An 18,981-nucleotide genomic window follows, 5' to 3' on the forward strand; every position below is an offset into this window, starting at 1 on the left:
GCCCGTACTAGGCTTGACCCGTCCATCCCCCGCAGGCGGCGAGAGCCGCATTGAGGTGCATTCCGTGACTGCCGCAGCAGACCCCACTCAGCAGCCCACCCCCGACGTCGAGGCGGAGTCGCCCGACGAGGTCGAGGCGAACAACGCTCCCGCCACCGACGCAGACGCGCCGGCGGCTCCCGAGGCCGACGCAGACGTCGAGCCCCAGCAGGAGGCCGAAGAGCCCGGAGCCGAAGAGCCGGCCGTCGAAGAGCCCGGAGCCGAAGAGCCCGGAGCCGAAGAGCCGGCCGTCGAAGAGCCGGCCGTCGAAGAGCCCGGAGCCGAAGAGCCCGGAGCCGAAGAGCCGGCCGTCGAAGAGCCGGCCGTCGAAGAGCCGGCCGACGAAGAGCCCGCCGTCGAAGAGCCCGCTGCCGAGGAACAGGCCTTCGAAGGGCCGGACGTGGAAGTGCCGGATGCCGAGGAGCTGGCGGCAGCGGAGCGGGCCTCCGAAGCACCGGCATCCGATGAAGCCGCCGCCGACGAGCCGGCTTCTGGCGAGGCCGCCGCCGACGAGCCGGCTTCTGATGAGATCGCCGCCGACGAGCAGGGCTCGGAAGAGCCCGCCGCCGAAGCGCCCGTCGCGCCCGCCGTGCCGAGGCCCTCGCCTCGTCCCGTCCCGGTTCCGCGTCCCGCCGCCGGGGTCGCGCCGCGTCCGACCGCTCCCGCCGAGCCGTGGGGTCGTGTCGATGACGACGGCACCGTCTCGGTGCGCGAGGGAGACCAGTGGCGTGTCGTCGGGCAGTACCCCGACGGTTCCCACGAGGAGGCACTCGCCTACTTCGAGCGCAAGTACACCGACCTTGCGAGCGAGGTGACCCTCCTCGAGGTCCGCCACCGTCGCGGAGGCGCCTCGGCGTCCGACCTGCGCGCCGCCGCCAAGATGGTGTCCGACAAGGTCGCGGGCGCCGCCGCGGTCGGCGACCTCGCCTCGCTCGAAGCGCGCATCACGGCCCTCACGGAGTCGCTCTCCGCGGCCTCGGCGACCGAAGCCGCAGCGGCGCGCGAAGCCGTCGACGAGGCCATCAAGGCCCGCACCGAGCTCGTGGAGAAGGCCGAGGCGCTCGCCGCCCGCGACCCGCGCACGGTGCAGTGGAAGCAGGCGTCGACCGAGCTGACGACGCTGTTCGATCAGTGGCAGTCGCAGCAGCAGAACGGGCCGCGCCTGCCGAAGGCCACGGCACAGGCGCTCTGGAAGCGATTCCGCGACGCGCGCGCCACGGTCGACCGGCACCGCCGCGAGTTCTACGCCGAGCTCGACGAGGCCCACAAGTCCGTCCGCGACCGCAAGGCCAAGCTCGTCGAGCGCGCCGAGGCCCTCGCCCCGAAGGGCGAGGACGGCATCGCGCAGTACCGCGAGCTCCTCGACCAGTGGAAGACCGCGGGCCGGGCCGGCAAGAAGGCCGACGACGCCCTCTGGGCGCGGTTCAAGGCGGCGGGCGACGCGCTGTACTCCGCGCGCACCGAGCGTGAGGCGGCGGATGCCGAGGCATCCCGCGAGAAGATCACCGCCAAGCGCGCCCTGATCGACGAGGCGAAGGCCGTTGCCGACGAGCGCGATCTCACCAGGGCGCGTTCGCTCCTGACGGGCATCCAGCGCCGGTGGGACGATATCGGCCGCATCTTCCCGCGCGACGCCGAGCGCGCCCTCGACGATGACCTCCGCAAGATCGAGCAGGGACTGCGCTCCCGCGAGGACGCCGAGTGGAAGCGCAACGACCCCGAGCAGAAGGCGCGTGCGAACGACATGACGCGCCAGCTGACCGAGGCGATCGAGAAGCTCCAGCAGGAGCTCGCGGCTGCCGAGAAGTCGGGCGACAAGCGCGCGATCGCGAAGGCCGAGGAGGCGCTCGAGGCCCGCAAGGGGTGGCTGCGCGCGCTCGGCGGCTGACGCTTCCGACGCTCCGCGAACATTTCGCCGCGGCTTCGCGGAAGGTTCTCCACAGGTGGGCCTTCTCGTCGTGTGCGGCGGCCCGGCATGCGGCACACTGCCGTTGTGATCTCGCCGTTCCTGTACTTCCCCGGTGACCGCCTCTCGTCCGCCGAGCTGTCGGCGGCCCGGCTCGACGGCGACGTCGTCGAGCTCGGCGAGGCCTATATCCCGGCCGACGCCGTCGAGACGATGGCATTGCGCGCGGGGTCGCTGCGCGGCATCCTGGGCGAAACGCTCGCCGCGACGCACCTGAGTGCCGCGTGGGTGCACGGCGCGCTCAGCGAGCCGCCCGCTCGGCACACCGTGCAGCGGGCCGTGCCGTGGCGCATCCACCAGGTCATCGACCGCAGGGCTGTCTACCGCGACCCCGAGGTGGGGTCCGACGACCTCTGGCGCATCGGCGGCGTGCTCGTCACCTCACCGCAGCGCACGCTGGCCGACCTCGCGCGCGTGCCCGATGACGAATACGCCGAGGCGGCGCGGCTGCTCTCGGATGCCTCCCCCGGCCTCGCGCTCGAGGCTGCGGCGTGGTTCGACCAGCGCAGCCCCGTGCCGCACAAGCGCACGGCGGTGGCGTTCCTGCACGGGCTGGCCGCGCGTGCGACTCAGGACGACGTGACGCGGTAGACGTCGTACACCGCGTCGATGCGCCGCACGGCGTTGAGCACGCGCTCGAGATGCACGATGTCGCCCATCTCGAAGACGAAGCGGCTCAGGGCGAGGCGGTCGTTGGTCGTCGAGACCGTCGCCGAGAGGATGTTGACGTGGTGCTCGCTGAGCACGCGCGTGACATCGCTGAGGAGACCGGAGCGGTCGAGCGCCTCGATCTGGATCTGCACGAGGAAGACGCTCTTGGTCGTGGGCGCCCACTCGACGTCGATGAGACGGTCGGGATCCTCCATCAACGACTTGACGTTCGTGCAGTCGGCGCGGTGCACCGAGACGCCGCTCCCCCGCGTGACGAAGCCGACGACCTGATCGCCCGGCACGGGCGTGCAGCACTTCGCGAGCTTGACGAGGATGTCGGGCGCACCGCGCACGAGCACGCCCGAGTCGCCGCCCCGCGGCGCGCGCGAGCGGCCGAGCTGCGGAAGGTCGATGGGGCCGGTCGTGGTGTCGTTCGCGGCGACGAGAGCGGTCACCTTCTCGATGACCGACTGCGTCGAGACGTGGCCCTCGCCGACGGCGGCGTAGAGGGCCGAGACATCCTCGTACCGCAGCTGCTGAGCCACCTCGGCGAACGAGTCCTGGCTCATGAGGCGCTGGAGCGGCAGGTTCTGGCGGCGCATCGCGCGGGCGATGGCCTCCTTGCCCTGCTCGACGGCCTCCTCGCGGCGCTCCTTCGTGAACCAGCCCCGGATCTTGCTGCGGGCGCGGGTGCTCTTGACGAAGCCCAGCCAGTCCTGGCTCGGTCCGGCATCCGGATTCTTCGAAGTGAACACCTCGACGACGTCGCCGCTCTTGAGCTCGGACTCCAGCGGCACGAGGCGGCCGTTGACCTTCGCGCCCATCGTGCGATGACCGATCTCGGTGTGCACGGCGTACGCGAAGTCGACGGGTGTCGCGCCGGCGGGGAGCCCGATGACGCGGCCCTTCGGCGTGAAGACGTAGACCTCCTTCGCGCCGATCTCGAAGCGCAGCGAGTCGAGGAACTCGCCGGGGTCGGCCGTCTCGGCCTGCCAGTCCGAGATGTGCGCGAGCCAGGCCATGTCGGCGTCGACCGACTTGGAGTCGGGCTTGCCGCCCGCGAGCTGCTCCTTGTACTTCCAGTGCGCCGCGACGCCGAACTCGGCCTGCTGGTGCATCTCGTTCGTGCGGATCTGGATCTCGACGGTGCGCCCGCCCGGCCCGATCACGGTCGTGTGGAGCGACTGGTACAGATTGAACTTGGGTGTCGCGATGTAGTCCTTGAAGCGCCCGGGAAGCGGCGTCCACCGGGCGTGGATCGCGCCGAGGACGGCGTAGCAGTCGCGGACGCTCCCCACCAGGATGCGGATGCCGATGAGGTCGTAGATGTCGTCGAACTCGCGACCTCGCACGACCATCTTCTGGTACACGGAGTAGAGCTGCTTCGGGCGGCCCATGACGCGACCGCGGATGCGCAGCTCGCGCAGATCGGCGTCGACGGCGGCGATGACGTTCTGGACGTACTGCTCGCGCTGCGGCGTGCGCTGGCGCACGAGGCTCTCGATCTCGGCGTAGAGCTTGGGGTGCAGCACGGCGAACGAGAGATCCTCGAGCTCCGACTTGATGGTCTGGATGCCGAGGCGATGCGCGAGCGGCGCATAGATCTCGAGGGTCTCGGTGGCCTTCTTCTGCGCCTTCTCGGGCGGCACGAAGCCCCACGTGCGGGCGTTGTGGAGGCGGTCGGCGAGTTTGATGAGGAGGACCCGGATGTCGCGCGACATCGCGACGATCATCTTGCGGACCGTCTCGGCCTGCGCGCTCTCGCCGTACTTGACCTTGTCGAGCTTCGTGACGCCGTCGACGAGCATCGCGACTTCGTCGCCGAAGTCCGCGGTCAGCTGGGCGAGCGAGTAGTCGGTGTCTTCGACGGTGTCGTGCAGAAGCGCGGCCGCGATCGCACGTGGCCCGAGCCCGAGATCCGCGAGGATCTGCGCGACGGCCAGCGGGTGCGTGATGTACGGCTCGCCGCTCTGCCGCGCCTGACCCGAATGCGCACGCTCGGCGACGGTGTACGCGCGCTCGACGATCGAGAGGTCGCCCTTCGGGTGGTGAGTGCGCACCGTACGGAGGAGCTGTTCGACGTCGTCACGACGGGCCGATCGGGAGAAGATCCGCGGGACGAGCCGTCTGAGCGAGGATGCCTGCGGGGGCGTCGTGGACGCGGGGACGGTCTCGGTCATGCCGATCGACTCCCCTCCGCTGGATCCGTCAATCCTACGCCAGCGGAGGTGACCCTCGTTCCCGTCAGGCCGCGACCACGGCGCGCTCGCGCGCCGCGAGGACGCGCTCGTCGCGCGTCTTGATCGCGGGCTCGTTCTCGCGCAGCAGCGAGTAGAGCGGCGCGGCGACGAAGATCGTCGAGTACGCGGCCACGATCGTCCCGACGAAGATCGACAGCGAGATGTCGGTCAGAGTCTGGGCGCCGAGCCAGAGCGCACCGATGAACAGGATCGCGCCGGTGGGGAGGATCGCGACGACTGTCGTGTTGATCGAGCGCACGAGCGTCTGGTTGACGGCGAGGTTGACCGACTCGCCGAACGTGCGACCCGACACCTCTCCGTCTTCGCTCGTGTTCTCCCGGATCTTGTCGAACACGACCGTCGTGTCGTACAGGGCGTACGAGAGGATCGTCAGGAAGCCGATCACGGCCGCCGGCGAGATCTCGAATCCGAAGAGGGCGTAGACGCCGACCGTGATGATGAGGACGTCGACGAGGCCGAGGATGGCCGCGGCCGACATCTTCCAGGTGCGGAAGTACAGGCCCAGGATGATGAAGGTCAGCGCGAGGAAGATCGCGAGGCCCCACAGCGACTGGCGCGTGACGTCGGCACCCCAGCTGGGGCCGATGAACGAGGCGGTGACTTCGCTCTCGGGGACGTTGTAGGCCTCGGCGAGAGCCGTCGTCACCTGGGTCGTCTCGGCCGCCGTCATCTGGTCGGTCTGGACGCGGATCGTGTCGGAACCGATCGTCGTGACCTTCGTCGCGGCATCGGGCACAACCGTGTGGACCGCGTCTTCCGCCGTCTTCTGGTCGGTGCTGCTGACGCCGGAGACGGTGAACTGCGAGCCGCCCGTGAACTCGATCGAGAACTGGATCGGGCGGAACAGCGGCACCAGCACCGAGCCGAGCACGAGGGCCGCGGCGATGATGAACCACAGCCGCCGGCGCCCGACGAACGGGAACGAGGTCTTGCCGGTGTAGAGGTCGTTGCCGAGCTGATTCATGGAGCGCATCAGTCGTCTCCCTCCTTGCCGGTCGTGCCGGGTTTCTCCTTGACGGCGGTGCTCGTCTTGGTGCCCTCGGATGCCGCGAGCTCGGCCTGCTTGCGCTCGGCGATCGTCTGGCGGCGCTCCGCCTCACCGCGCGAGCGCGCCGAACGGCGCGCGGCGGGGGTGTTGGCCGCCGCGACGGGCGTGCGGAACTGCGCGCGACCGCGATAGACGGCGCCGAGCGCCTCGGGGTCCATGCCGGAGAGCGGATGCCCCGACCCGAAGAACCGCGTCCGTGCGAGCAGCTGCATCACGGGGTGCGTGAACATGATGAAGATCAGCACGTCGATGACGGTCGTGAGACCCAGCGTGAAGGCGAAGCCCTTCACCGTTGCGTCGGCGAGGATGTACAGCACGACGGCGGCGAGGATGTTGATCGACTTCGAGATGTAGATCGTGCGCTTCGCGCGGCCCCAGCCGTCTTCGACCGCGCCCGTGATCGACTTCCCGTCACGCAGCTCGTCTCGGATGCGCTCGAAGTAGACGATGAACGAGTCTGCGGTGAAGCCGATCGACACGATGAGGCCCGCGACGCCCGCGAGCGACAGGCGGAAGCCCATGCGCCACGCCAGGATGCAGATCGTGATGTACGTCAGGATGCCCATCACGATGAGCGACGCGATGATCACGAAGCCCAGCGCGCGGTAGACGATCAGGGAGTAGATGGCGACCAGCGCGAGACCGATGAGACCCGCGATGAGGCCGATCGCGAGCTGCTGCGAGCCGAGCGTCGCCGAGATCGTGTCGGAGCTGACGACCTTGAAGCTCAGCGGGAGGGCGCCGTACTTCAGCTGGTCGGCGAGCGTCTTGGCCGACTGCTGCGTGAAGTTGCCCGTGATGCTCGGCTTGCCGTCGAGGATCTGGCCCTGCATCGCGGGCGCCGACAGCACGTTGCCGTCGAGGACGAAGGCGAACTGGTCGAGCGGCGACTGCGCGCCGTACAGGCGCTGGCTGATCTTGCCGAAGGTCTCGGTGCCCTTGCTGTCGAAGACGAGGTTGACCGCCCACACGCCGTTGTTCTGCTGCAGGCCGTACGTCGCGTCGGAGATCGACGAGCCGTCGAGCTCGACGGGACCGAGGATGTACTTGACGGTGCCGTCGACGTCGCACGTGATGAGCGGCTCGTCGGTCGGCTCGCCGGCCGGGTTGTTCGCGGGGTCGCCGCAGTCGTAGGCGAGGAACTCGGCCTGCAGGGCCGGGGTGATCCACGACGGGTCGCTGGCGTTCGTGGGGGCCGCGGTGGGCGTCGCCGCCAGCGACGGGTCGGGCGTCGGGTACGGGGTCTGCGCCCCGTCCTGTCCGACGAAGGTGTTCGCGGGCGCGCCGGCGTAGAGCACCGGACGCAGCTGCAGCTGAGCGGATGCCTCGATCCGCTGTCGCGTCTCGTTGTCGGCCTCGCCCGGGATCTGGACGACGATGTTCTTGCCGCCCTCGGTGGTCACATCGGCCTCGCCGACGCCGGAGGCGTCGACGCGCTGGCGGATGATCGTGACCGCCTGGTTCATCTGGTCCTGCGTCGGGTTGGCGCCGTCGGTCGTCTGCGCCTCCAGGATGATCTGCGTGCCGCCCTGGAGGTCGAGGGCTAGCTCGGGGGTCCAGGAGCTCGCCTTGAAGACGTAGACGCCGAGAGCGTTGATGCCGAACAGCACGGCGATGATCGCGAGGAGCCCGATCAGTGCGCGCCATGCATGACGGACAGGAGTGGATGTGGCCACGAGGGTCAGCTTTCTGAAGTGCCCGCGAGGGGCAGGGGGTCAGGCCTGGGGCTTGGCGTCCGTGTCGGAGTCGGGATCGCTCGCCGACTTCCGGTGGGCAGCCTGGTCATCGCTGAGGGAGCTGATGCCGCCATTGGCGACGCCGGCGATGTACTCGGCCTCGCTCGTCTCGGCCTCGATGAAGTCGTCTTCGGTGACGGCGCCCGTGCCGGGGTCGACCACGCGGAGGATCGCCTGGCTGTGCACCTTGATCTCGACGCCGGGTGCGATCTCGACGGTCGCGGGCTGGTCGAGGTTGTCGGGGTCGTACGCGACGATCGTCCCGTACAGACCGCCCTGCAGGAGCACTTCGGCGCCCGGCACCGTCTGGCGGGCCTTCGCCTCCTGCTCCGCCTTCTGCTTCTGCATCCGGCGGCGGGAGCTCCAGAACATGAAGCCCAGGAGCACGACCAGCAGGATGATCAGGCCGTAATTGGCGAAGAACGTGGCGAAGTCCATGGAGTATGGAGGCCTTTCGGGTCAGGCGCACGCGTCGGCGGCGTTGCCTTTGAGAAGGAAGTTCGGCGAGAGCCTTCAGCGATTATAGGTCATCGAATCTCAGCGCCGAGTCGGCGTGCGGCACCCCCAGATGCGCGTACGCCTCGGGTGTCGCGATGCGTCCGCGCGGCGTGCGCCCGAGGAAGCCGATGCGCACGAGGTAGGGCTCGACGACGGACTCGATCGTCTCGGCCTCCTCGCCGACGGTGACGGCGAGCGTGCTGAGCCCGACGGGCCCGCCGCGGAAGCGGCGCACGACCGCGTCGAGCACGGCGCGGTCGAGACGATCGAGTCCGATGACGTCGACGTCGTAGAGGTCGAGGGCGGCGCCGACGGTGGCGATGTCGGCCTTCTCGCCCGCTCCCCCGCGGTGCACGACGAGATAGTCGCGCACGCGTCGCAGGAGGCGATTGGCGATGCGGGGCGTGCCGCGGGAGCGGCGCGCGATCTCGGAGCGGGCCAGGGGCGGCAGGTTCACGCCGAGCATGAGCGCCGAGCGCTCGACGACGCGCTCGAGCTCCTCGACCTCGTAGTACTCCAGGTGCGCCGTGAAGCCGAAGCGGTCGCGCAGCGGATTGGGCAGGAGGCCCGAGCGCGTCGTCGCGCCCACGAGCGTGAACGGCGACAGGTCGAGCGGGATGCTCGTCGCACCCGCGCCCTTGCCGACCATGATGTCGATGCGGAAGTCCTCCATCGCGAGGTACAGCATCTCTTCGGCCGAGCGCGCCATGCGATGGATCTCGTCGATGAAGAGCACTTCGCCCGGGGTGAGACTCGACAGCAGCGCCGCGAGGTCGCCCGCGTGCTGGATCGCGGGGCCGCTCGACAGGCGCAGCGGGCGACCGCTCTCGTGCGCGACGATCATCGCGAGCGTCGTCTTGCCGAGCCCGGGAGGGCCCGAGAGGAGGATGTGGTCGGGCGGGCGCTGCTGGATCCGTGCGGCGTCGAGGAGCAGCTGCAGCTGCCCGCGCACCTTCTGCTGGCCGACGAACTCGGCGAGCGACATGGGGCGCAGCGCGCCCTCGATCGCGAGCTCTCCCTCGTCGACGGGCTCGGTGGGGTCTGTCAGGTCATCCACCCGCCGTCTCCTTCCGCGCGGGCCCGAGCATCGCGAGCGTCAGCCGGAGGAGCGCCTGCACCGATGCGCGGTCGCTCGGCGAGGCTTCGCCGGCGACGGATGCCACGGCCTCCGCCGCGGTGCGCTCCGACCAGCCGAGGCCGACCAGCGCCTGGGCGACCTGCGCCGAGACGGCCGGCGCGGCATCCGTCCCCACACTCAGCGCGGGACGAGGGGGTGCGAGCTTGCCCGCGAGCTGGAGGACGATGAGCTTCGCCGTCTTGGGGCCGATGCCCGAGACGCGCCGGAAGGGCGCGTCGTCGTCGGCCGAGACGGCCTGCGAGATCTGATCGACGGTGAGGGTCGACAGCACGCCGAGCGCGGACTTCGGCCCGACGCCGGTGACGCCCAGGAGCAGCGAGAAGACCGACAGCTCTTCGCGGGACTCGAAGCCGAACAGCGACAGCGCGTCTTCGCGGACGATGAGGCTCGTGTGCAGCGTGAGCTCGTCGCCGAGGTGCGTCGCGCGCGCGACCTGCGGCGTCACGGCGACGGTGAGGCCGAAGCCGCCCATCTCGACGACGACGGATTCGGCATCCGCGTGCACGACGCGTCCGCGCAGGGAGGAGATCATGATCCGAGCCTAGAGAGGCCTTCGGACGTTTGTTCGATCGACACGCGCCCTCGCCGTCAGCGGCGCGAGGCGCGCTCGGCCTCGGCCCACGCGCGCTGCGCGGGCGTGAGCGCGCCCTTCCCCGCCGAGCCGGGCGCTGCGACGGCCGGACCGCCCGAGCGCCACGCGTGGCACAGCGCGAGCGCGAGCGCGTCGGCGGCATCGGCGGGCTTGGGGAGGTCGTCCAGCCGCAGGATGCGCGCGACCATCGCCTGCACCTGGCGCTTGTCGGCGTTGCCGTAGCCGGTGATGGCGGCCTTCACCTCGCTCGGGGTGTGGGTCGCCGCCGCGAGGCCGCTCTCCCCCGCCAGGAGCAGAGCGATGCCGCTCGCCTGCGCCGTGCCCATGACCGTGCCGCGGTTCTGCTGCGCGAAGACGCGCTCGACGGCCACGACATGGGGCCGGTGCTCGGCGATGACGGCGCGCAGTCCCGCCGCGATGAGGGTGAGGCGTCGCTCGATCGGCAGCTCGGGGTCCGAGCGGACGACGCCCACGTGCACGAGCGTCGCCGAGCGGTCGGCCGCGACATCCACGACGCCGACGCCGCACCGGGTCAGCCCCGGGTCGACGCCGAGGACGCGAACGGATGCCTGTGCACGAGCCACTCCCCCACGCTAGGCGCGGGCGGGGGCTCGCCCGGTCAGGCGCGCCCGCCGCCTCGTCCCCTCGCCGGCGGCAGGGCCGCGCGAGGGGCGACGAGCGCGGTCAGTCGTCCTCTTCGAGCTCCGCCTGGACCTCGGGGGTGAGGTCGAAGTTGCTGTAGACGTTCTGCACGTCGTCGCTGTCTTCGAGCGCGTCGATGAGGCGGAAGACCTTGCGGGCCGTGTCGGCGTCGACCTCGACCTTGAGATTCGGCACGAACTCGACGTCGGCCGATTCGTAGTCGATGCCGGCGTCCTGCAGCGCCGAGCGGACCTTCACGAGGTCCGAGGCATCCGTGACGATCTCGAAGCCCTGCGCGTGCGGCTCGACCTCTTCGGCACCCGCCTCGAGCACCGCCATCATGACGTCGTCCTCGCTCGTGCCCTCGCCGCTGACGACGATGACGCCCTTGCGGGTGAAGTTGTACGCGACGCTGCCCGGGTCGGCGAGGGATCCGCCGTTGCGGGTCAGGGCCGTGCGCACCTCGGCGGCGGCGCGGTTCTTGTTGTCGGTCAGACACTCGATCATGAGCGCGACGCCGTTGGGCCCATAGCCCTCGTACGTGATGTTGAGGTACTCGACGGACTCGCCCGAGATGCCCGCGCCGCGCTTGATGGCGCGGTCGATGTTGTCGTTCGGGACGGAGGTCTTCTTCGCCTTCTGCACCGCGTCGTACAGAGTCGGGTTGCCTGCGAGGTCTGCGCCGCCGATCTTGGCTGCGACCTCGATGTTCTTGATGAGCTTGGCGAACGACTTGGCGCGACGCGCGTCGATGACGGCTTTCTTGTGCTTGGTCGTCGCCCACTTGGAGTGGCCGGACATGCGCTCGATTCTACCGGCGGTGCGGATGCCGCGACGTCAGTCCACGAGCTTGCGCAGCGTGCGGAGGTTGCGGGTGGTCGTGCGGGGCTTGAAGGCCGCCTTCGCGAGCAGCTTCGCAAAGGGCGTGTCCGTCGTCGTGCCCTTGACGGGATTCCAGCAGACGACGCCGGGTCCGGCGGCGACGGGGTCGACGGCGGAGTCGAGGGATGCCGCGGCCCCCGTCAGCTCGTCGCGCGTGGCCTCGTCGACGCAGAACACCACCCACGGCTGGCGGCCGGGGTCGGCGTCGTCGAACGGGAAGGCGTCGATCGCGGCACGGAGCTCCTCGTGCGTGACGAGCACGATCCAGGCGTCGTAGCCGAACCGGTCGCCGAGCGCCTTCTCGATCGCGGTCTTGAGCTCTGCGCGGCGCTGGGCCGTGGCATCCGTCTCGAATGTCACGTTGCCGCTCGCGAGCACCGTGCGGACCGCGTCGAAACCCAGAGCGTGGAAGACCTCCGCGAGGTCGGCGTTGCGGATCGTGATGCCGCCCACGTTCACTCCGCGAAGGAGCGCGACCCATCTCGTCACAGCGCGAACTCGAACCCGAATCGGGACGACAGCAGCGCGACGAGGTCGCGCGGCATCTTGGTGAGGTACGCGGGGGCCGGCACGAGGGTGTCGGCTCCTCCGATGAAGGGGAAGTAGACGGGCCCGTCGGTCAGCGTCTCGACGGCGTCGCGCACCGCGATGATGTCGGAGCCGATCCGCCGCAGCGCCGCGAGCGTGATGGGCGAGGCGAGCCGCAGCGTGTCGCTCACCGGCATGCGCCAGTGCGGCAGCGAGTCACCTCGGCGGGCGTGCACGTCTTCGGTGAGCGGCCCGAGGATGCGCCCCCACGCGCCGATGCCGGGCATCGAGAGCGTGCGGTCCCACACGAAGATCGTGTCACCGGGCTCGGTGAAGCCGACGAGTTCGTGCGACCACTCGAAGCGGCGGTCCTCCGACGACTTGGGTGCACTGAGCGCATCGCCGACGACGCCCCGGGAGGGCGCGATCATCCAGTACCGCTCCTCGGGATGATCCCGCCACCAGTCGTTGATGCCCATGCGTGAAATCTAGCCGCCCGATGCCGCGATCCTCAGGCTGCGGCACGCACCCGCTGCAGGAAACGCTCGTGGAATCGCGTCTCGCCCGAGACCTCGGGGTGGAAGGCCGTCGCGAGGAGGTTCTCCTGCTCGACGGCGACGACTCCCCCGTCGGGAAGCGTCGCGAGCGCCGTCGCGCGTGGGCCGACCTCGCTCACGAGGGGCGCGCGGATGAAGGTCGCGTGGACGGGCGGGCCGCTCCATCCGTCGACGGCGAGGTCGGTCTCGAACGAATCGACCTGGCTGCCGAAGGCGTTGCGCGCGACGACGACGTCGAGTCCTCCGAAGGTCTCCTGCCCGTCGATCGCGCCGGTGATGCGATCGGCGAGCATGATCATCCCGGCGCACGTGCCGTACACGGGCATGCCGGCGGCGATCGCCTCGCGGATCGGATGCTGCATCCCGAACGCGCGCGACAGCTTGTCGATGACGCTCGACTCGCCGCCCGGGATCACGAGCCCGTCGACGGCCGCGAGCTCCGACGGCCGCCGGACGAGCGACACCTCGGCGCCGAGCGCGCGGAGCACCTGCGCGTGTTCGCGCACGTCGCCCTGCAGCGCCAGGATGCCGACGTGCGGCGTCCGCCCGGACGGGCTCAGCGCGTCACCAGCCACGCTCGGCGAGGCGGTGGGGTGCGGCGAGGTCGGAGACGTTGATGCCGACCATCGCCTCGCCGAGGCCCCGCGAGACCTCCGCGATGACCTTCGCGTCGTCGTAGAACGTGGTGGCCTTGACGATCGCGGCGGCGCGCTGGGCGGGGTTGCCCGACTTGAAGATGCCCGAGCCGACGAACACGCCGTCGGCGCCCATCTGCATCATCATCGCCGCGTCCGCGGGGGTGGCGACGCCACCCGCGACGAAGAGCACGACGGGGAGCTTGCCGGTCTCGGCGACCTCGGCGACGAGCTCGTACGGCGCCTGCAGCTCCTTCGCGGCGACGTAGAGCTCATCCTTCGTCAGGGACTTCAGGACATTGATCTCGCCCGTGATCTTGCGGATGTGCTTCGTCGCCTCCGACACGTCGCCCGTGCCGGCCTCGCCCTTGGAGCGGATCATGGCGGCGCCCTCGTTGATGCGGCGCAGCGCCTCGCCGAGGTTGGTCGCACCGCAGACGAAGGGCACCGTGAAGCCCCACTTGTCGATGTGGTTGACGTAGTCGGCCGGCGAGAGCACCTCGGACTCGTCGATGTAGTCGACCCCGAGCTCCTGCAGCACCTGCGCCTCGACGAAGTGGCCGATGCGGGCCTTGGCCATCACGGGGATCGAGACGGCCTCGATGATGCCGTCGATCATGTCGGGGTCGCTCATGCGCGAGACGCCGCCCTGCGCGCGGATGTCGGCGGGGACGCGCTCGAGCGCCATGACGGCGACGGCGCCGGCATCTTCGGCGATCTTGGCCTGGTCGGGCGTGACGACGTCCATGATGACGCCGCCCTTCAGCATCTCGGCGAGACCGCGCTTGACGCGGGAGGAACCGGTGGTGGGCGTGGACATCGATAGACTCCTCGGGATTGGCCTAGGCCAAAAGATATCACGTACCAGCACGTAGGCTTCGACGCATGACGGGGGGTCCGATGGACGACGAGATCAGCGGCGGCACGGCTGTCGACATCGCCGAGAGCGTCCGGCGGCTCGTCGATCGAGGCATCCTCTCCCCCGGTGAACCGCTGCCCTCCGTGCGCGCGCTCGCCGAACGGCTGGGCGTGAACCGCAACACCGTCGTCTCCGCGTACGGGCAGCTCGCGAGCGCGGGCCTCGTCGTCTCGCGCGGCCGCGGCGGCACGCGCATCAGCGATCGCGCGGTCGTCGCGCAGGAGGGGTACGCCGTCGACAGCGTGCTCCGTGACATCGGCACGGGCAACCCCGATCCCGACCTCATCCCCGACCCCTCGGCGGTGCTCGCGCGGGTCGCGGGTCGTCCCGTGCTGTACGGCGAGCCCGTCATCGACCGCGACCTCCAGCAGTGGGCGACGGAGTGGATGCGCGAGGCCCTCGACCCGTCGCTGCCCTTCCGCCTCACCGTCACGAGCGGCGCCTCCGACGCGATCGAGCGGCTCCTCGCGCAGGCCCTCACACGCGACGACGCCGTGGGACTCGAAGACCCGTGCTTCCTCGCGAGCATCCACACGGTGCGCCTCGGCGGCTACCGTCCCGTGCCGATCCCCGTCGACGACGAGGGCATGACGGTCGACGGCCTGCGCGCCGCGCTCGACGAGGGCGTGCGGGCGATCGTCTGCACGCCGCGCGCGCAGAACCCCACGGGGGCGAGCCTCACCCGGCGACGGGCCGAGAAGCTCCGATCGGTGCTCGCCGACCACCCGTACGTCCTCCTCATCGAGGACGACCACTTCGCGATGCTCTCCACGCGGCCCTACCACTCGCTCATCGGGCCGAACCATCGGCGCTGGGCGCTGGTGAGGTCGGTGTCGAAGTTCCTCGGACCCGACATGTGCCTCGCGGTCGCGGCATCCGATCCCCGTACCGCCGACCGTCTCGCGATGCGCCTGACCCCCGGCACGACGTGGGTGAGCCACCTGCTGCAGCGGCTCGTGCACGCTCTCGTGACGGATGCCGCGGTGCGAGACGAGATCGCCGCCGCCGCCGCCCACTACGCCGAGCGCAACGCCGCTTTCGCGGAGCGCCTCTCCGCCCACGGCCTCCCCGCCGTCGCGGGCGACGGCCTCAACCTCTGGGTGCGGCTTCCCGTGCCGGCGCGCGCCGCGACGGAGCGCCTCATGCGGCGCGGATGGCTCGTGCGGCCCGGTGACGAGTTCGTCCTCGCCGACGACGACGCCGCGTGGCACCTGCGCCTCACCGTGCACGACCTCGACGACGACGACGCCGAGCAGCTCGCGGCCGACCTCGCGGCGGCCGCGTCGGAGGGCCTTCGCAAGGTGGGATGATCGATCGGGTGAAGATCCTCTCCATCCAGTCGGCCGTCGCGTACGGTCACGTCGGCAACTCCGCCGCGGTCTTCCCGCTGCAGCGGATCGGCGTCGAGGTCCTGCCCGTCTACACCGTGACCTTCTCGAACCACACGGGGTACGGCGCGTGGCGGGGGCCGCTCATCGCGCCCGCCGATGTGGCGGAGGTCATCACGGGCATCGAGGAGCGCGGGGCGTTCCCCGAGATCGACGTCGTGCTGTCCGGCTATCAGGGCAGCGAGGGCATCGGCGACGTGATCCTGGATGCCGTGGCCCGCGTCAAGGCCGCGAACCCGTCGGCGATCTATTCGTGCGACCCCGTCATGGGCAACGCCAAGTCGGGCTGCTTCGTCGCGCCGGCGATCCCGGTGCTCCTGCGGGAGCGGGTCGTGCCGCAGGCCGACATCATCACGCCCAACCAGTTCGAGCTCGGCTTCCTCACCGGCACCGAGCCGGGCGACCTCGCCTCGACGCTTTCCTCGGCCGACCGGGCCCGCGACATGGGCCCCCGGACGATCCTGGTGACGAGCGTCGAGCGCCCCGACCGCCCCGAGGGCACGATCGAGATGCTCGCGGTGACCGACGACGGCGCGTGGGTCGTGCAGACCCCGCACATCCCGATGAAGGCGAACGGCTCGGGCGACGTCACGGCGGCGCTCTTCACGGCGCACTTCCGTGAGACGGGCGACGCCGCCCTCGCGCTCGCGCGCACGACCTCGAGCGTCTTCGACCTCCTGCAGAACACGTTCGACTCGGGTCAGCGCGAGCTGCAGCTCGTCGAGTCGCAGGAGGCCTACGCCCACCCGCGCATGCAGTTCGAGGTGCGCCAGGTCCGCTGACCTGTCCTGGCCGGCCAGCGGCGGATCGATCGGGTCCGCTGACGCCCCTGGGCCCGGCTGCGCTCAGGCGTCCCACGCCTCGGCGACCGTGCGACGCACTTCGCCGAGGAGCTGCGGGAGCGCCTTCGTCTTCGCGATGATCGGGAAGAAATTGGCGTCGGCCGCCCAGCGCGGCACGACGTGCTGATGCAGGTGGTCGGCGACGCCGGCCCCCGCGACCGTGCCCTGGTTCATGCCGATGTTGAAGCCGTCGCAGCGCGACACCGCCCGCAGCACGTGCATCGCGCGCTGCGTCAGGGCGCCGATCTCGGCGACCTCCTCGGGGGTCGCCTCGTCGTAGGTCGAGATGTGGCGGTAGGGGCACACCAGGATGTGCCCCGAGTTGTACGGGAAGAGGTTCAGCAGCACGAACGAGGTCACGCCGCGGTGCACGATGAGCGCGTCGGAGTCGCTCATCCCGGGCGCCGCGCAGAACGGGCAGGTCTCGCGCAGCGGCTCGGGGCCGGCCTGGATGTAGGCCATGCGGTGCGGCGTCCACAGCCGCTGGAACTCGTCCGGGACGCCGGGGAGATCGCTCGCCGCGACGAGCCGCGCCTCCCCGGCGTCGTCGGTCGTCACGCCAGATCCTCCGCCGTGTCGACGAGGGCCTTCGACGCGATCGCGCCGCGCACGAGCGCGACGGCCTCGTCGATGGGGATGCCGTTGCGCTGCGATCCGTCGCGGAACCGGAACGACACGGTGCCCGCCGAGCGGTCCTGCTCCCCCGCGATGAGGATGAGCGGCACCTTCTGCGTCGTGTGGTTGCGGATCTTCTTCTGCATGCGGTCGTCGCTGCGGTCGACCTCGGCGCGCACGTCCTCCGCCTTCAGGCGCACGATGACGTCTTCGAGGTAGTCGGCGTACTCGTCGGCGACCGGGATCCCCACGACCTGCACGGGCGAGAGCCAGACCGGGAACGCGCCCGCGTAGTGCTCGAGCAGGATCGCGAAGAAGCGCTCGATCGAGCCCATCAGGGCGCGGTGGATCATGACGGGCTGCTTCTTCTCGCCGTCGCGGTCGGTGAACTCGAGGTGGAAGCGCTCGGGCAGGTTGAAGTCCACCTGCACGGTCGACAGCTGCCACGTGCGGCCGATCGCATCCTTCGTCTTGAGGTCGATCTTCGGTCCGTAGAACGCCGCTTCGCCGGGCACCTCGGTGAGCTTGAGACCGGATGCCTGGGCCACGCGTCGCAGCGCATCGGTGGCCTGCGCCCAGTGGGCCTCGTCGCCGATCCACTTCGACTTCTCGTCGTCGCGCATCGACAGCTCGAGCTCGAAGTCGGTGAGGCCGAAGTCGCGCAGGAGCGACAGCACGAAGTCGAGGACCTTCGAGACCTCGCCCTCGAGCTGGTCGGGAGTGACGAACAGGTGGGCGTCGTCCTGCGTGAAGCCGCGCACGCGGGTGAGGCCGTGCAGCGCCCCGGAGAGCTCGTTGCGGTACACCGTCCCGTTCTCGGCGAGGCGCATCGGCAGGTCGCGGTAGCTGCGCGCGCGCTCCCGGTAGATCAGGATGTGCATCGGGCAGTTCATCGGCTTGAGGTAATACTCGACGCCCGGCTTGGTGATCTCGCCGTTCTCGTCGCGCTCCTCGTCGAGGTGGATGGGCGGGAACATCCCCTCCTTGTACGTCACGAGGTGGTTGGACTCGATGAAGAGGTCCTTCTTCGTGATGTGCGGGGTGTAGACGTAGGTGTAGCCGGCGCTTCGGTGGCGCTTGAGCGCGTGCTGCTCCATCTCCTGGCGGACGATCCCGCCGCGGGGGTGCCACACCGACAGTCCCGAGCCGATCTCGTCGGGGAACGAGAAAAGGTCGAGCTCGCGGCCGAGCTTGCGGTGGTCGCGCTTGGCGGCCTCTTCGAGCCGGGCCTGATAGGCGCGCAGGTCGTCCTTGGTGGGCCACGCGGTGCCGTAGATGCGCTGCAGCTGCGGGTTCTTCTCGCTCCCCCGCCAGTACGCGCCCGCGACACGGGTGAGGTCCCAGCCGTTGCCGACGAGGCGGGTGCCCGGCACGTGGGGTCCGCGGCAAAGGTCCTTCCAGGCCACCGATCCGTCGCGCGCGACGTTGTCGTAGATGGTCAGCTCGCCGGCGCCGACCTCGACGCCCGCTCCCTCCGCGGCCTCCTTCGTGCCGCCCTTCAGCCCGATGAGCTCGAGCTTGAAGGGCTCGTCGGCGAGCTCGGCGCGGGCCTCGTCGTCGGACACGACGCGACGGACGAACCGCTGGTTGTCGCGGACGATCCGCTCCATCTCCTTCTTGATCGCCTTGAGGTCCTCCGGAGTGAAGGGCTCGTCGACGCCGAAGTCGTAGTAGAAGCCGTCGGTGATGGGCGGGCCGATGCCGAGGTTCGCCTGCGGACGGATGCGCTGCACCGCCTGCGCGAGGACGTGCGCCGTCGAGTGGCGCAGGATCGCGAGGCCGTCGGGGCTGTCGATCGCGACGGGCTCGACGGCATCCGTCGCGGTCACGACGGTGGCGAGATCTTTCAGCTCGCCGTTCACGCGGAGGGCGACCACGGAGCGATCGGGGAAGAGGGCGAAGCCGTCGGCGGGGTACGACACGTCCGACGAAGGGGCGACGTCAGTCAAGGGAGATCTCCAAGAGGGTGGGTTCGGTTCGAAGTCTGCTCAGCTTCGGACGCACGCGGCGTCCCGCCCGCTCAGGCCTGAAGCGTTCGCGTGCC

Annotated in this window: 18 protein-coding genes; 4 read left to right on the top strand and 14 right to left on the bottom strand. The window is 70.2% G+C overall.

From position 1 onward, the window contains the following. The first annotated feature begins 64 nt into the window (after positions 1–64). Positions 65–1,927 (top strand): DUF349 domain-containing protein, encoded by a 1,863-nt coding sequence (locus ACSBPH_RS00380; protein ID WP_442575653.1) that lies wholly within the window; start codon positions 65–67, stop codon positions 1,925–1,927. 105 nt (positions 1,928–2,032) lie between these two features. Further along, entirely contained in the window at positions 2,033–2,596 is a 564-nt protein-coding gene (locus ACSBPH_RS00385) for a type IV toxin-antitoxin system AbiEi family antitoxin (protein ID WP_442575654.1), read from the top strand. Here the strand turns inward: ACSBPH_RS00385 and ACSBPH_RS00390 are convergent. From ACSBPH_RS00390 to pdxS, 12 genes are all read right to left on the bottom strand, one after another. Next, complete coding sequence (locus tag ACSBPH_RS00390) at positions 2,575–4,836, bottom strand: RelA/SpoT family protein (RefSeq protein ID WP_442575655.1); 2,262 nt, start codon at positions 4,834–4,836, stop codon at positions 2,575–2,577. The two genes, ACSBPH_RS00385 and ACSBPH_RS00390, sit on opposite strands and share 22 nt — an antisense overlap. Positions 4,837–4,900: 64 nt before the next feature. After that, positions 4,901–5,890: a protein translocase subunit SecF gene (gene secF, locus ACSBPH_RS00395; protein WP_442575656.1), complete on the bottom strand. Its 990-nt coding sequence runs from the start codon at positions 5,888–5,890 to the stop codon at positions 4,901–4,903. Then, positions 5,890–7,641 (bottom strand): protein translocase subunit SecD, encoded by a 1,752-nt coding sequence (gene secD / locus ACSBPH_RS00400; RefSeq protein ID WP_442575657.1) that lies wholly within the window; start codon positions 7,639–7,641, stop codon positions 5,890–5,892. The genes secF and secD overlap by 1 nt, the downstream gene beginning before the upstream one ends. Before the next feature lie 39 nt (positions 7,642–7,680). Beyond that, positions 7,681–8,139: a preprotein translocase subunit YajC gene (locus ACSBPH_RS00405; RefSeq protein ID WP_442575658.1), complete on the bottom strand. Its 459-nt coding sequence runs from the start codon at positions 8,137–8,139 to the stop codon at positions 7,681–7,683. 82 nt (positions 8,140–8,221) lie between these two features. Then, positions 8,222–9,256: a Holliday junction branch migration DNA helicase RuvB gene (ruvB, locus tag ACSBPH_RS00410; RefSeq protein ID WP_442575659.1), complete on the bottom strand. Its 1,035-nt coding sequence runs from the start codon at positions 9,254–9,256 to the stop codon at positions 8,222–8,224. Next, positions 9,249–9,869 (bottom strand): Holliday junction branch migration protein RuvA, encoded by a 621-nt coding sequence (ruvA, locus tag ACSBPH_RS00415; protein ID WP_442575660.1) that lies wholly within the window; start codon positions 9,867–9,869, stop codon positions 9,249–9,251. Before ruvA ends, ruvB begins: the two co-directional genes overlap by 8 nt. A gap of 56 nt (positions 9,870–9,925) precedes the next feature. Beyond that, the gene (gene ruvC, locus ACSBPH_RS00420) at positions 9,926–10,513 is read right to left on the bottom strand and encodes a crossover junction endodeoxyribonuclease RuvC (protein ID WP_442575661.1); all 588 of its coding nucleotides are present in this window, start codon (positions 10,511–10,513) and stop codon (positions 9,926–9,928) included. Positions 10,514–10,613: 100 nt separating this feature from the next. After that, positions 10,614–11,372, bottom strand: a complete 759-nt coding sequence (locus ACSBPH_RS00425) for a YebC/PmpR family DNA-binding transcriptional regulator (protein WP_442575662.1) — start codon at positions 11,370–11,372, stop codon at positions 10,614–10,616. Positions 11,373–11,408: 36 nt separating this feature from the next. Beyond that, positions 11,409–11,942 carry a DUF1697 domain-containing protein gene (locus ACSBPH_RS00430; protein ID WP_442575663.1) on the bottom strand — a complete coding sequence of 178 codons (534 nt, stop codon included), beginning with the start codon at positions 11,940–11,942 and terminating at the stop codon, positions 11,409–11,411. Then, the gene (locus ACSBPH_RS00435; RefSeq protein WP_442575664.1) at positions 11,939–12,460 is read right to left on the bottom strand and encodes a hypothetical protein; all 522 of its coding nucleotides are present in this window, start codon (positions 12,458–12,460) and stop codon (positions 11,939–11,941) included. The genes ACSBPH_RS00430 and ACSBPH_RS00435 overlap by 4 nt, the downstream gene beginning before the upstream one ends. A gap of 32 nt (positions 12,461–12,492) precedes the next feature. Continuing rightward, the gene (gene pdxT / locus ACSBPH_RS00440) at positions 12,493–13,113 is read right to left on the bottom strand and encodes a pyridoxal 5'-phosphate synthase glutaminase subunit PdxT (RefSeq protein WP_442575665.1); all 621 of its coding nucleotides are present in this window, start codon (positions 13,111–13,113) and stop codon (positions 12,493–12,495) included. After that, on the bottom strand, positions 13,103–13,993 hold the full coding sequence (gene pdxS / locus ACSBPH_RS00445) for a pyridoxal 5'-phosphate synthase lyase subunit PdxS (RefSeq protein ID WP_442575666.1): 891 nt from the start codon (positions 13,991–13,993) through the stop codon (positions 13,103–13,105). Before pdxS ends, pdxT begins: the two co-directional genes overlap by 11 nt. Before the next feature lie 80 nt (positions 13,994–14,073). Between pdxS and ACSBPH_RS00450 the strand changes: the two genes are divergently transcribed. Together ACSBPH_RS00450 and pdxY are read left to right on the top strand one after the other, a co-directional pair. Beyond that, a complete protein-coding gene (locus ACSBPH_RS00450; RefSeq protein ID WP_442577344.1) occupies positions 14,074–15,402 on the top strand; it encodes an aminotransferase class I/II-fold pyridoxal phosphate-dependent enzyme in 1,329 nt (442 codons plus the stop codon). 8 nt (positions 15,403–15,410) lie between these two features. After that, positions 15,411–16,262, top strand: coding sequence for a pyridoxal kinase PdxY (gene pdxY, locus ACSBPH_RS00455; RefSeq protein WP_442575667.1), 852 nt, complete (start codon positions 15,411–15,413; stop codon positions 16,260–16,262). Between the two features lie 63 nt (positions 16,263–16,325). Here the strand turns inward: pdxY and ACSBPH_RS00460 are convergent, their stop codons facing one another. After that, positions 16,326–16,880, bottom strand: coding sequence for an HIT family protein (locus ACSBPH_RS00460; protein ID WP_442575668.1), 555 nt, complete (start codon positions 16,878–16,880; stop codon positions 16,326–16,328). Continuing rightward, the gene (gene thrS / locus ACSBPH_RS00465) at positions 16,877–18,886 is read right to left on the bottom strand and encodes a threonine--tRNA ligase (protein ID WP_442575669.1); all 2,010 of its coding nucleotides are present in this window, start codon (positions 18,884–18,886) and stop codon (positions 16,877–16,879) included. Before thrS ends, ACSBPH_RS00460 begins: the two co-directional genes overlap by 4 nt. Between the last annotated feature and the right edge of the window lie 95 nt (positions 18,887–18,981).

The sequence above is a fragment of the Microbacterium sp. F51-2R genome, assembly GCF_052180235.1.
Lineage (GTDB): Bacteria > Actinomycetota > Actinomycetes > Actinomycetales > Microbacteriaceae > Microbacterium.

Bases quoted from the DNA above. Each gene is read 5' to 3' on its own strand.
- ACSBPH_RS00390 (WP_442575655.1), bottom strand. From the start codon at position 4,836: ATGACCGAGACCGTCCCCGCGTCCACGACGCCCCCGCAGGCATCCTCG.
- secF (WP_442575656.1), bottom strand. From the start codon at position 5,890: ATGCGCTCCATGAATCAGCTCGGCAACGACCTCTACACCGGCAAGACC.
- ACSBPH_RS00405 (WP_442575658.1), bottom strand. From the start codon at position 8,139: ATGGACTTCGCCACGTTCTTCGCCAATTACGGCCTGATCATCCTGCTG.
- ruvA (WP_442575660.1), bottom strand. From the start codon at position 9,869: ATGATCTCCTCCCTGCGCGGACGCGTCGTGCACGCGGATGCCGAATCC.
- ACSBPH_RS00425 (WP_442575662.1), bottom strand. From the start codon at position 11,372: ATGTCCGGCCACTCCAAGTGGGCGACGACCAAGCACAAGAAAGCCGTC.
- ACSBPH_RS00435 (WP_442575664.1), bottom strand. From the start codon at position 12,460: ATGGGCATCAACGACTGGTGGCGGGATCATCCCGAGGAGCGGTACTGG.
- pdxS (WP_442575666.1), bottom strand. From the start codon at position 13,993: ATGTCCACGCCCACCACCGGTTCCTCCCGCGTCAAGCGCGGTCTCGCC.
- ACSBPH_RS00450 (WP_442577344.1), top strand. From the start codon at position 14,074: ATGGACGACGAGATCAGCGGCGGCACGGCTGTCGACATCGCCGAGAGC.